The organism is Shewanella scandinavica (assembly GCF_031932065.1).
GTDB lineage: Bacteria > Pseudomonadota > Gammaproteobacteria > Enterobacterales > Shewanellaceae > Shewanella > Shewanella baltica.
On record NZ_JAUOES010000014.1, the window covers coordinates 91852 to 104885 of the forward strand.

11 protein-coding genes are annotated in these 13034 nt (G+C 47.5%); 5 read left to right on the forward strand and 6 right to left on the reverse strand.

Annotated features, from left to right (window positions below; genetic code table 11):
* Positions 1-63: 63 nt before the first annotated feature.
* Positions 64-1401: a cysteine desulfurase gene (locus Q4Q50_RS13550; RefSeq protein WP_311899725.1), complete on the reverse strand. Its 1338-nt coding sequence runs from the start codon at positions 1399-1401 to the stop codon at positions 64-66.
* 347 nt (positions 1402-1748) lie between these two features.
* Between Q4Q50_RS13550 and Q4Q50_RS13555 the strand changes: the two genes are divergently transcribed.
* Positions 1749-3449: a methyl-accepting chemotaxis protein gene (locus Q4Q50_RS13555; protein ID WP_071938538.1), complete on the forward strand. Its 1701-nt coding sequence runs from the start codon at positions 1749-1751 to the stop codon at positions 3447-3449.
* Positions 3450-3519: 70 nt separating this feature from the next.
* On the opposite strand, the gene Q4Q50_RS13560 is transcribed toward Q4Q50_RS13555, so the two are convergent.
* Positions 3520-5796, reverse strand: coding sequence for a TonB-dependent receptor (locus tag Q4Q50_RS13560; RefSeq protein WP_311899727.1), 2277 nt, complete (start codon positions 5794-5796; stop codon positions 3520-3522).
* 55 nt (positions 5797-5851) lie between these two features.
* On the reverse strand, positions 5852-6148 hold the full coding sequence (locus Q4Q50_RS13565; protein ID WP_107949036.1) for a hypothetical protein: 297 nt from the start codon (positions 6146-6148) through the stop codon (positions 5852-5854).
* 459 nt (positions 6149-6607) lie between these two features.
* Here Q4Q50_RS13565 and Q4Q50_RS13570 point away from each other — a divergent pair, with 459 nt between their 5' ends.
* Genes Q4Q50_RS13570 through Q4Q50_RS13585 form a run of 4 tightly spaced genes read left to right on the forward strand, consistent with a single transcriptional unit; the run spans position 6608 to position 9836 of the window.
* Positions 6608-7447, forward strand: a complete 840-nt coding sequence (locus Q4Q50_RS13570; protein ID WP_311899729.1) for a MipA/OmpV family protein — start codon at positions 6608-6610, stop codon at positions 7445-7447.
* A 10-nt stretch (positions 7448-7457) separates the two neighbouring features.
* A complete protein-coding gene (locus tag Q4Q50_RS13575; RefSeq protein WP_006080305.1) occupies positions 7458-7841 on the forward strand; it encodes a DUF3019 domain-containing protein in 384 nt (127 codons plus the stop codon).
* 1 nt (position 7842) lies between these two features.
* Complete coding sequence (locus Q4Q50_RS13580; RefSeq protein ID WP_006080306.1) at positions 7843-8547, forward strand: response regulator; 705 nt, start codon at positions 7843-7845, stop codon at positions 8545-8547.
* Positions 8544-9836, forward strand: a complete 1293-nt coding sequence (locus tag Q4Q50_RS13585) for an ATP-binding protein (protein WP_311899732.1) — start codon at positions 8544-8546, stop codon at positions 9834-9836. Before Q4Q50_RS13580 ends, Q4Q50_RS13585 begins: the two co-directional genes overlap by 4 nt.
* A gap of 198 nt (positions 9837-10034) precedes the next feature.
* Here the strand turns inward: Q4Q50_RS13585 and Q4Q50_RS13590 are convergent, their stop codons facing one another.
* The 3 genes from Q4Q50_RS13590 to Q4Q50_RS13600 all read right to left on the reverse strand — a co-directional run bounded on the left by Q4Q50_RS13590 (position 10035) and on the right by Q4Q50_RS13600 (position 12691).
* On the reverse strand, positions 10035-10493 hold the full coding sequence (locus Q4Q50_RS13590; protein WP_006080308.1) for a CC0125/CC1285 family lipoprotein: 459 nt from the start codon (positions 10491-10493) through the stop codon (positions 10035-10037).
* A 21-nt stretch (positions 10494-10514) separates the two neighbouring features.
* On the reverse strand, positions 10515-11288 hold the full coding sequence (ompV, locus tag Q4Q50_RS13595; protein ID WP_311899733.1) for an outer membrane protein OmpV: 774 nt from the start codon (positions 11286-11288) through the stop codon (positions 10515-10517).
* 362 nt (positions 11289-11650) lie between these two features.
* On the reverse strand, positions 11651-12691 hold the full coding sequence (locus tag Q4Q50_RS13600) for an NADP(H)-dependent aldo-keto reductase (protein ID WP_011845863.1): 1041 nt from the start codon (positions 12689-12691) through the stop codon (positions 11651-11653).
* Positions 12692-13034 lie beyond the last annotated feature (343 nt).

Below are 13034 nucleotides of genomic sequence, written 5' to 3' on the forward strand. Positions count from 1 at the left end.
ACTTATTTGAGCGTAACTTATCTTGAGCGCATGAGTCGCGTGGTTCAGTGGCTAAATACCTGATCACAGCAGCAAATCTTTTACCGAGGCCAACGCAGCAATAAAGCGGTCGATGTCGTCTTTATTGGTGTAGATACCGATAGAGGCGCGGCAACAGCCCTTAAGATTCAGACTCTGCATTAATGGCATGGCGCAGTGATGGCCGCAGCGCACGGCAATCCCTTGTTGATCCAGTAAAATGCCTACATCTTGATGATGTTCATCGGCAAGATTAAAGGCGACGACGCCGATATTATCATCAAAGGCGCCGTATAAATGCACTTCACCGAGCGCGCGCAATTGGCTTTGCAAATAGTTAACCAGTTCAGCTTCATAAGCTTGAACCTGCGGTGTAAGCTCGGTTTGTAAAAATGTAATGGCCGCGCCTAAACCTATGACTTCGGCAATCGGCGGTGTACCCGCTTCTAAGCGATTCGGTAGGCTGCCAAATTCTGTCGCCTCAAAACTCACGCGTTTAATCATCTCGCCGCCAGTTAATAGTGGCGCGAGATTATCTAAAGCGTCGAAACGGCCGTAAAGCACGCCAACGCCAGTCGGACCATACATTTTATGCCCCGAAAAAACGTAAAAATCACAATCGATTTCAGCCACATCCAGCGTTAAATGCGCCACTGCTTGCGCACCATCAACTAAGGTTATTGCACCTTGGGCTTTTGCTAGCTGAACTAACTGAGCCACGGGATTGACTGTGCCTAGGGCGTTGGAAACATGGCAAAGCGCGACGATTTTTGGCTTTAACTCGAGCAAGGTTTTATAGGCGCTGACATCTAAGCGGCAAGCTTGATCGAGAGGGATTGGCTTAATCACAGCGCCCGTGCGTTTTGCCAGCTCCTGCCAAGGTACGATATTGGCGTGGTGGGCGGCGGCGTCGATTAATATCACATCACCAGCGTTGACGTGTGCAGAGAGTCCAAAGGCGACTAAGTTGATTGATTCTGTGGTGCCGTGGGTAAAGATGATTTCTTCGCGGCGTTCGGCCTTTAAAAATAGCTGCAGTTGATCGCGCACTTTTTCATAACTTAAGGTCGATCGCGCCGATAACTGGTGCGCCGCGCGGTGTACATTAGCATTGTCGTTAGCGTAAAACTGCGCCATGGCATCTAACACCATTTGCGGTTTCTGGCTGGTGGCTGCGGTGTCGAGATAACACAAGGGATAGCCATCAAGCAGTTGATTTAACGCTGGGAATTGCGACCTAATTTTAGCATTGCGCTGCTCTGCTTCTAATGAACAAAGAACCGCAGAGGCATCAGGATAGGCACTTGCCGAAGGATGTGAGGTAACAGTATTCGTCGCTGTGTGAGTCACAGTATTTGGCGTAGGCGATGCAGCTTGAGTCATAGATGAGGCTAAAGGCAATGAAAAAGGCCAAGGGATCTTCTGTGATCTGCCATGTTAATGCAAGTTTTAGCGGTTTGTTGAGGTGTAGGTATTGGAAGGCGGTATTGAGCGTCTAATTTCACCAACGTTTGTTCAAACTTCTGCCCTCTGGTATTTCGCGCGCCTTAAACGGGTTTTGACTTTCTAACGTATCATCGAGCTTAGCTATAATGCGATTTTTCTAATGTTTAAGTTTTTCTTTTAAATTCAGCTAATACTTTAGGCTCAATTCAACCACCTAAAGTGAAAACTGCGACTATTCTCAATGGGACGTCCTTTGATATCGGTGTTTGTTGGAGACCCGTTTTATGGTGCAGTTTTTAAAAGATTTACGGATTAAACATAAGATGATCGCCCTCGTTGGGGTGATGTTAGTACTGATCCTGATTTTGTCTGGTTTTAGTCTGCTGAAGATGCAGCGAGTTTCTGAGGAAATCCAAGGCATTGCAAAGGAAAATATTCCATTAGTGAGATTATCAACCGACGTTACCATTAAGCAGCTCGAAAGCTCAGTCATTTTAGAAAAAGCGTTTCGTGCGGCGGACATTGAAGCCGCATCGAGTCAGCCCATTTTAGCGGCGTTTATTGCGGATGTTATTCAGCATAAAGAAGACATTAATAAGGAGTTACTCTCGACTCAGTCTATGCTCAATGTGGCATTAAAAGAGGCTAAAAATCCGCTATTACATGAAAAAACGCAGCAGTTAAATCAAGATATTGGCACGATTATTCAACGTTTTGGTGACTATGAAGCTTTACTTGCTACTGTCATCACAGGTATCCAGCAAAAAGAAGAACCAGCCGCTTTAGCTAAGCGGGTTGAATCCTTAGAGGTTGCGCAAAACGAGTTTAATACTGAGCTAAGTCAGTTCGTTGAGCGTTTAGAGCAAATGACTCAAACCGCGGTTTCTGTGACTGAGGACGAAGAGCTTAGGGCTATTTATGGCTTAACGATTATTTCTATCGTGTCTTTAGTCATAGGCTTATTGATTGGTATCGCTTGCAGTCAATACATGGTCAAATCTATCAATCGGTTACGTAATTCTGCCGCTAAGATGGAACAGGGTAACTTTAACCAAGAGCTGCGCGTCGATTCTAAGGATGAACTGGGCGAACTCACCGTCAGTATGAATCAAATGGCGTGGACCTTAAGTAAAACCGTCGGCCAAGTGATTGCTCGAAGTGAAGAAATTGCCTCTATGGTGACTGAGCTTAATGCGGTGGCCGAGAACAACCGTGAGGCCATGTTGAGGCAGCAAGATAATACCGACCAAGTCGCCGCCTCTATGACCCAAATGGCGGCAACGATCACTGAAGTGGCGAGCAGTGCCGAAACCGCTTCGTACTCAGCGGGACAAGCCGAGCATAAGGTGAAAGAAAGTTGCGAGGTTGTCGATGCGAGCGAAAAAATTTCCAAACAGTTAGTCGCCAGCGCCCAGTATTCGAATCAACTTATTCAGCAGGTTCAAGCGAGTACCGGAAAAATCCTCAACTTTGTCTCTGTAGTCGATGCGATAGCGGGGCAGACGAACTTGTTGGCCTTGAATGCATCGATTGAAGCGGCGCGGGCGGGAGATCAAGGACGTGGGTTTGCTGTGGTCGCCGAAGAAGTGCGGGCGCTGGCAACTCGTAGCCAAACCGCCACGCAGGAGATCAGCGATCTTATCCAAACACTCGTGAAAGATGCTAAGTCCTCAGTCGAATCCTTCGCTAATAACGACAAGCAAATCAGTGAGTCGTCATTGCTCGTTAATCAAGCCAAGCAGCACCTATTTGAGATTTTAGATGCCTTAACTGAACTGACTCAGGCCAATGCTCAAGTCGCGACCGCAAGCGAGGAGCAAGCCGTCACCGCTGAGGATATCAGTGAGCGTATTAATGAGATTCGAGATTCAGGGGAATTGGTACTTGGCAGCGCCAATGAAACTGCAAAAGCCAGTGAGTCATTGTCTCAGCAGGCCAACTCATTAAGGGAAACCATGCAGCAGTTCAAGGTACGCGCTGTTTAATTGAAAAATAAAAGCGAAGTCTAGGACTTCGCTTTGGGCTTCATTTATTGTCTTTTACAACTACTTTTTTTTAGAAGTTATAGGTGACACCTAACATAAAGTTGCGTCCCATCAGTGGGGCGTAATCTTTGAGTAACGAGGTGTGTGGCCGCGCGTCTTGGTCGAGTAGATTTGTGCCTTTGACATAGAACAGCATGTCACCCGCAGAAGTATATAAACGGTAGGTGACGGCGGCATTCACTAGCGCATAGCCTGCTGTTTCGGTTTCATTTTCGGCCGTATCCGTTTGTTTAGCATAGCCAATTGCGCCGACTTCAGCGTGCCATTGTTGTTGGTCAAAGTTTAAAATTGAACCGATACGCATGGGCGAAATAAGTGGCAAGTTACCACCATCGATCAACTTGCCGCGGGTGTAATCGCTGAACATATCCAATGACCAAGTATCGTTGAACGGGATACTGGCTTGGGCCTCGAGGGAATAAAGCTCTGCATCGCCTTGGGTGTATTGGTAAACCGGTAAATCACCTTCAGCATCGCCGTTGATTATGTCAGAGGCGATTAAGCCCGTATTTTTCTCGTAATAGAAATTATTGACTCGGTTGTAGGCCATGCTCAATGAGCCTGTCCACGCACCCTCTAATTTGCGCAGGGTTAAGTCGATATTGTTGGCGACCTCTTTATCGTTATTGCCACTATTAGTGATGATTTGACCATTTTCAACGCTGAACTGCGAACCAAGCTCAAAGCTTTGGGTGGCATCGTGGGGACCATAGCTGTAAAGCTCTTCGGCTGTGGCCGAACGTTGGGCGCGGGTGAGCGATAGTCCCAAGTTATAGGCAGGATCGAAGTCCCACACCATGCCCGCTGATACGGTGAGATCATTATCGACTAGGTCTTCGGCTTGGTAGGTTTGTTCGCCATTTAGTGTGTCTAACGTCATGCTGTCTGGCGCTAAGCGGTAATGCTCTAAGCGGCCGCCAAGCTCGAAGCGAAAATCTCCGACCTTACGTTCTTGCACGATAAAGGCGGCTAAGGTATCGGTTTTGCTGTCTGGCGTTAGCGCTTCTTCGCCTTCAACGGCAAAGTCACGGTGCACAGCATGCAGCCCCATAGTGCCTTGCCATTCGCCCCAAGGATGATTGTTAAGGCTTAAGCGCACTTCACTTTGTTTGTTGAAGAAAGTTGTGCCGGCAACCCCATCTTCTTCCTCAGCATGTTGATAATCGGTATAGCCCGCATCAAAACGCAGTTTACTGAAGCCTGCAAAAGGATCTAACAAACCACTGTGCAGTTGCCATGCGGTTTTCTTTAAATCTATGGTGATGTCGGGCGCATCGGCTTCGCCGCGGCCGGGAATACCGTAATTCGATTCAGTACGCGCGCCGGACACGCTGACAAATCCCGTGTCACCGGTATAGCCAACCCCCGCGGCATAGTCGTCGAGTTTTTGGTTACTGTTCGCCAGTTTTCCATGGGTTTCGGGCAGATTGGCAATGGCATTTCCCGGAATATCGACATCGTCGGTAATGCGGTGGGTGCCATCTACATGCCAATTGAACTGACCATTGCCACCATCGATATCCCCGTTAAAGGTGCGGCCATTGCTGGCTGTGTCGTAGCGAGTGCCAAATTGTCCCGACAGCTCATCGACTGGGCTCTCGTGGTAGCGTTTATCCACCACATTGACCACACCGCCAATGGCGCCGTTCCCGTAAAGCAATGTGCCTGGGCCGCGCAGGATCTCAATTTGCTGCGCCGAGGCGGCTTCTGCTGTTACCGCGTGATCGGCCGATACCGTCGATGCATCACCAACAGACAGGCCATTTTCAAGCACTTGTACTCGAGGACCGCCCATGCCGCGAATGATGGGGCGACTCGCCCCCGCGCCAAAGTGGGAGGCTTGAACGCCGGGCAGTTTTTCTAAGGTGTCACCTAGCGTCGGCTCGATATTGAGCTTGAGTTGATCTTCGGTCAGTACACTAATTGGCGTAGTGCTTTCGAGCGCAGAGCGGGCGAGCGGCGATGCGGTCACGACAATGTTTTCCATCGCCGTTTTTGTCAGTGAAATATCCTGCGTTACCGCGCCAGTGGTTATCTGCAAATCCCTATCAACATGCTTAAAATCGGCATTGCTAATGTGGAGATGGATATGACTATTGTCGGCGACAGTTAACTGATACTGGCCCTGTGGATTTGTGCTTGTGCTCGTCCCACCGTCGATACTGACAAGGGCGCCAGCGATAGGTGCGCCTTGCAGATCGGTCACTTGACCTTGTAATTGAGCGGCCATAACCGGTGAACACACGCCAGCCACTGCTAGCGCTATTGAAGATAGTGCAAGTTTCATTGTGCCTTTCCTTTAGATAAGCAAAAAAATAGATTTTTTAAATGATTGAATTTGCTTAAGACAGTAAGGGCGGTGCACGCACGTTGAAGTGACGTAACCAAGGTAAACTCGGTTGTTGATAAGGTTTCTGCGGGATACTTTCAGCTTGCTGCAATCCCATCGGCGGCATAAGCACAGACGATGGACCTGCATTTTGCTCATGACCAAAATCGCACAGGAAACAGTGGGCATGCTCATGTTCTAAACTGTGTTCAGCAGAATGCGACAGCGCAACCGATTGGATGACAATCAGCCACAAGCCGAGCAGTAGCCAAAGCCACTTTCTGTGAGTTGGGGAACTTGAGTGAGTCATTATTCTTCTATGGGTCAGAGTTATCTTAGCGTCGCACGAGTCGTCGAGCGCGAGATACAGTTGATCCTAATTTGTGACCCGACCCTACTTGAATAGTCAGTATTGGGTCTAGTTAACCTTTGTTAATAAAGAATGTTTAATCGGTTTCGATGATGGGATGATTTAATCTATTAATTTGTTTTTATTATGGATTCTATCATCCTGATTAATGTTGAATGACGAACATGAAGGTTTTAAGACCTTAGTTACATCCTCAATCGTTTCAGCGGATAAGCGTATTAGGCGCGAAGTTTCCCCCTCGCTTAAGTTCACTTCCTTGCGCTTTGCTGACTGTACTTCTTATCTGACGATATTTTCGTCGCAAAAATGCAATGGCTTGTGCAGTGGCGGATAAAAAGACTAACAAACTGTTGTAATATGTAGCGCTAAATAACGACTAGAAATGTGGATTAAATGGGCATGCGTATTCTTTGGCTTTTTGTGTTAACGCTCAGCATTCTTCCCGGTACCGCTGCCGCATCGGATATTGCCAGCAGTGTCAACGGAGGTTCAAATCGCCTTGCCGACGGCGGTGATTTTGAACTGGGTATGAGTGTTTACGGGATCAATCAAATTGATGTTCGGCAAACCGATTCCGGCGCTGCGCAATTGTCGTTGTTGATTAGTGGCATGTATCAGTACAAAGGCATGTTTGTTGAGATGATCCACCAATCTCAGGATGGGGTTAATCTTGGGGTTAATCTTTGGAGTTCAGAGGATTGGTCCTTTGATCTGTTACTGGCGAACTTACAAGGTTCATGGTCTCGTCCAGATGTGGACCCCAGCACACTCGATGAAGCTGGACGCAATGCTTATCTATTGTCGGAAGATTCGCTCTATATTGGCGCAGGTTTTCGTGCGACGCGTTATTGGGGCGATAACTACGTTTTCCAGTACAGATTAGTGTCTGATTATTATGATGATCAAGGTATTCAGAGTTCTGCCAGATTGGGTAAGTCTTGGCAGGTACGTAATTGGAATTTTCACGTATTGGGAAGCGTAGGCTACTCATCAGCCACCTTGAATCGTTATCTTTTTGGTGTCAGCAAAGAAGAAGCAACTGAACTCTTTCCCGAATATCACCCGAGCAGTTCTTTCAGCTACGGCATGGAGCTCGGTGTTGCCTATCCGCTGAGTGAAAATTTTGTGTTTCGGGCCATGTATCGCTTCAATGTGTTATCCCAAGAAGTGACGGACAGTCCCTTTAATCAAGCCGGATATGCATCGTTTTTTAATGCCTCTATCAGCTATGTGTTTTAGGGGCGTGGGCATGAAGCGATTTTATTTATGGCTAGTGTTACTGAACGCGCCTTTTTTTGCTTGGGGTCAGGACGATTCGGTGATTTTTACTGCGACCCCAGAGCGCTGCATTGCGCTCCATAAAGGGCAAACTTGCTATCAAGATGTGTTGTTTCGATGGCAAACACCGACGAGCGGCGAGTACTGCCTCATACTGACTGACCGCCAGCACCAGCTAATCTGCTGGAGCGGCAAAGCCATGCAAGAATACCAATATAGTTTTGAAGGCGATAAAACGGCGACTTTTAGTTTGATCCGTAATGATGACGTGCAACCACTGGCGCAGGTCAAAGTGGTGGTGACTTGGGTTTATAAGGCCCCTAAACAGAGTCAGTCAGGTTGGAGGTTATTCTAATATGTCAGTTGAAAAGCACATCTTAGTGGTCGAAGACGATATCTCGCTGGCAGAGTGGATCAGTGACTATTTACTGGATCACGGTTACGAAGTCACGGTTGCCAGCCAAGGCGATTTTGCCTTAGAGATGATCGCCGAAGAGATACCTGACTTAGTGTTACTCGACGTGATGTTACCCGTTAAGAATGGTTTCGATGTCTGTAAGGAAGCGAGGGCATTTTATGCTGGGCCCATTCTATTTATGACGGCTTGTGTTGAGGATGGGGATGAGATCCGCGGATTAGATGTCGGGGCAGATGATTACCTGACAAAGCCGATCCGGCCACAGGTGTTGTTAGCGCGGATAAAGGCCCTGTTACGCCGCGTGGGTGATGAGGAGCAAAAACAACAGTTAGTGTTTGATTCGCTGGTACTCAATGCGACGGCAAAATCGGTCACTATCGATAAACAGCCGTTGGATTTGAATGCTAATGAGTTCGATGTGTTGTGGCTGCTAGCATTGAAGGCGGGCACGATAGTGAGTCGTAATGAACTGGTGGCTCAGCTGCGGGGCATTGAATACGACGGCCTAGATCGCTCGGTTGATATTCGCATATCGCGTTTACGCAAAAAATTGCAGGAAGCGTTGAGTCAGCCCTATAAAGTGAAAACCATCCGTGGCAAGGGATACCTTTTTTGCCGCGACGAAGGTGAGCAAGCTTTATGAAGAAGTTGATGACTTCTCTGGTGCTGGTCGTGCTGGTGGCCATTGCCAGCCTAGGCTGGTCGATAAGCGAGTTTGCCAGTCTGCTAGATCCTGATAATGACACGCAAACCCCAGCCACTCACCTCGCCGCATTAAAACTGCTGGGCGGCACACTGGCGCAAACGCTCGATAACGATAGCGTTAACAATCAAAGTTTTATCGCAAACTGGAACCAGCTAAATTCAGAGCAACTCTCTTTAGCGAGTGAAGCCGATTTCGTTTTACCCTCAGATCTAAAAACCGCGTTTTATGCGGGAGAATCGCTGCTGCTGGAGTCCGATGACGGTATCTCCTTGCATTATTTACTGCCGAAAACGGGGCAGGTATTGAACATCAATACCGATATTGTCACGCCCACCGATGGCAACTTTGACTTGAATAAGCTGTATACCATGCTTTTTTATGGTGGTGTGGTGCTGATATTGTTGGTGTGGGTGTCGCCCTTGATCCGTCAGTTGGTTAATCTCAGTCAGGCGACCCAAGCGTTTGGCATGGGGGAGTTGCAGCAGAGAATTCCTGTTAGTAAAACGTCTTACATAGGCACTATTGAAAGTGAATTCAACCGCATGGCGGATCGTATTCAGCAATTGATCGATGATAACAAACTGCTCAGTCGAGCGGTTTCTCACGATTTAAAAACCCCGATAGCGCGGCTAAGATTTGGTATTGAGGCGCTGGAAGAAACCCAAAGCGAACAGCTCAGAGTGAAGTACTTCCAGCGCTTGAACCGCGATTTAGACACGATGGAAGACTTGGTGATGACGCTGCTGAGTTATGCCCGCCTCGATGAAGCGAATATCCAGCCCGATTGGCAGTCGATTGAACTCAATGCTTGGTTGCTCGAAAAGTATCAAGGTCAAGTGTACCCCGATTTTTCGGTTGAACTGGTTCCCTATCCCACAGCGCTCAAGATCAAGACAGACCCTAAGTACTTATCAATGCAGGTAAATAATTTGCTCAATAATGCGCTGCGTTTTGGTAAGGCAAAGATTCGGCTGACGTTGGCAGTCGAGGAGGGCGCGACCTGGTTACACGTTGACGATGACGGGCCGGGGATTGATGAACTGGAGTCTGCGCAGGTGATTAAACCTTTTGTGCGTGGTCAGCACAGCCGTGGAAATTCCGGTCATGGCATGGGATTGGCGATTGTCGACAGAATAGGTTGTTGGATGAATTCCCCATTACGAATTGGTCGTGCTCCTGAGCTCGGTGGCGCTCGCATGTCACTAAAATTCAAGGCTGAAGTTTAACGCTGGAGTTTAGGGTTGGAGATTTAGATCGGAATTTAAGGCTGAATTTTAAAGCGGAGTTTAAGGCAAGAGTTTAAGGCAAGAGTTTAAGACTGGATTTTAACGCTGCATAACCATCAGGCAAAGCGAGCAATGTCGCGATGTAGCGATAAAACAGCACCAGCCTAGGAGCTAGGCTGGTGCTCGTTTGATTCGCAATTAACCTTTCACATCGACATTGTTAAGTATGTAATCCGTGTCGTAGATACGTGAGTTTGTATTTTCGGGTTTGCTATGTAAACCTGTGACTTCGACCATGACAGAAGTTTCTTGATTCATCGTCGAACTCCCCCACAAAATGTCGTTACTGCTGTTTTTTCCTACCCCAAACTGGCCCACTGCGTCACGATCGGTTTGTTCGCGAGTGAAAGTGAAGTAGCTATAACCAGCCTGTTTGCATAACTCAGCCGATTTACGCATGACGTACTTTCGGGCCAATGCGCGGTCAGTGTTGGTATTGCCAACAAAGCTTATCTGCCAGCTATCGGGTGCAATCTGTGCGGTTTCAAAGCCTTTACCGAAAGACCAAAATTGCTTTTCGGTATCGTATGAAGTGGCGCAAGCTGAAAGCATCAAGGCTAATCCAGCACATAAAAACGTTTTTTTGATCGATGTCATGGTCTTGTCTCGTCAGGTTAGTTAGAAGCTATAGCTCACGCCAAGAGTAGTAACCCACTGGTTGCTACTGTCGATTAGCGGAGAGTCAGCCATGTTGGCAGCTATGTGCGAGTAACCAGTGGCTTGAGTAATGTCTAAATGCTTAGTGACTGGAATAACCAAAGCGTAACCCAGCTTATAAGCAAAGGTGCCGTCGGCTTGATAAGCAGGGCGCTGCGCAGTGGCTTCAGATGACGTCACACCTGTGTAGTAGTTTGCGAAGTCTTTACTGAAATAGTGCACACCCGCATAAGGCACCAGATCCCCAAAGCCTAGATTTATTGGATGGTAGTAGGTGATATCAGCTTGAAAACCATCATAAACATTTGTCACATCGTGTTGGAATTTGGTTGATAACGTGCCTGTGCCTAAATGAATGTCGGCGTTTAAACCCAGATCGCCACTGAATTTGCGATCCTTCATGCCAGTTAAAATATCGGCGTTATTGGCATCAAAGCCAGGATTGGCAACCACAAAAATGCTGAAGTTAACGGCACTGTCGTTGGTGCCTAAAAAGCGGTAGTTGATACCGGACAGATCGGCGTTGAAATCCTCACCGTGGTAGCCGCCATTGAGATAAATACCTGTTTGGTGATCTTGACCCTTATAAAATTGACTGCCAGTAGCAACACCTGCGCCAGCAAAGAACTGATCTTGATGACTATAGATATTACCGTTACGAATGTAGGTATTGCTTTCAGCAAGCGCGTGGCTCGACATCAAAACACTTGTGATTACAAAGCAAAGTTTTTTCATTTTTTGATCCTTAAGACATCTGTCTAGTGACTGTGGCGCCACTATATTTCAGTTCTTAACAGGACTCTGTATCCGAATGTAACCTGACGCATTTTGCCGGAGGACCGTCGAAGGGGATCGGGCTGAGTATGCTACTGCGAGTTTTACGGGGGTAATACGATAGCTTTGTACTTGGTCAGTACAAGAGAGTTTGGGTCAGATGGTTTGCCGTTAACCTAAAGCGAGGTGCGACAAGGAGGCGGTATTTAGAATGGGAAAGCGGCGTTGAGCTGAATGAAATCAATAGCATCAGGTGTATTGGCCTGATGCTATTGGTTTTTCAAACGACTCGCCGGCTAAGCCTAGGGGCTGAGATTCGGGGGCTAAGGGCAAGGTAATCTGAATTTATCGGACAGTTCGTTTAATCGCACTAATAGCTCAGGCGATAGTGTGACTTTTAGGCTGTCGATGTTTTCTTTCAGTTGATACAAGTCGGTGGCGCCTATGATATTGGAGCCGACAAACTGACGTGAGTTAACAAATGCTAACGCCATTTGCGCTGGCGTGAGTTTGAACTCGCGGGCCAAATCGACGTAGGCTTGCGTGGCCTCCAGTGCCATTTGCGAACCTGTGTAACGGGCGAAACGCTTAAACAAGGTCAGGCGTGCACCTTCAGGCCATTGGTCGTTGCAGTATTTGCCGGTTAAGGCGCCAAAGGCCAGTGGTGAGTAAGCGAGCAGCGGCAGGTTTTCGCGGTGGCTGATTTCGCTCATGCCGACTTCGAAGCTGCGATTGAGCAAGTTATAAGGGTTTTGCACACTCACAATACGCGGCAGACCATGTTTTTCGGCGAGTTGCAGGTACTTCATCAAGCCCCAAGGTGTTTCGTTCGACACACCGATATAGCGCACTTTACCTTGGCGAATGACTTCGGCGAGGGCTTCTAGGGTTTCGAGGATCGGGGTTTGATGTTCTTGATCCTGTTGATCGTAAAACAGTTCACCAAAGAAGTTGGTATTTCGGTCGGGCCAATGGATTTGATAAAGATCGATAGTGTCGATTTGGAGGCGTGCTAAGGAGGCATCGACCGCTTGGTGGATGTTGTTCCAGTCCAGCGCCATATTCTTGCGAATATAATCACTCTTACCACCCGGTGCGGCAATTTTAGTGGCAATCACTAGGTCGTCACGGTTGCCGTGTGCCTTGATATATTGCCCCAGAATACGCTCGGTTTCCCCTTGGGTTTCGGGCTTAGGTGGGACGGGATACATTTCCGCCGTATCGATAAAGTTGATGCCATTTCCTATGGCGTAGTCCAGCTGTGCAAATGCTTCGGCTTGGGTATTTTGTTCGCCCCAAGTCATAGTGCCCAAACAGATTTTGCTGACCTCGAGATTAGAATGCGGTATGCGTCTGTATTCCATCTATTTCTCCTACGAAAACTCTCTTAGTTTGAGGCTACCAAGCTTTTGCTGTAAAGCAAAGGTTAAACCATAGGTTGAAATGTTAGTGCGCTAAAAATAGCCAGCCCGCTAAACGGTATTGCGCCCTTTTGAGGCATGCCATTGGTTGAAGTTTGTTCTCTGAGTCGCGCTTTTAACGGTTTTATCGCTTTGCTGCACTGAGATGGGGATTTTGGCTTATTTTTGTAAACCTTAGGTATGACTAAATCAGTAATAACGTATTTATGAATAAATTGTTATAAAACTACATTTATAGATCGCGGCGAGTTTGGAAGTGAACCTGTGTCACAAAATTGCGTAAATT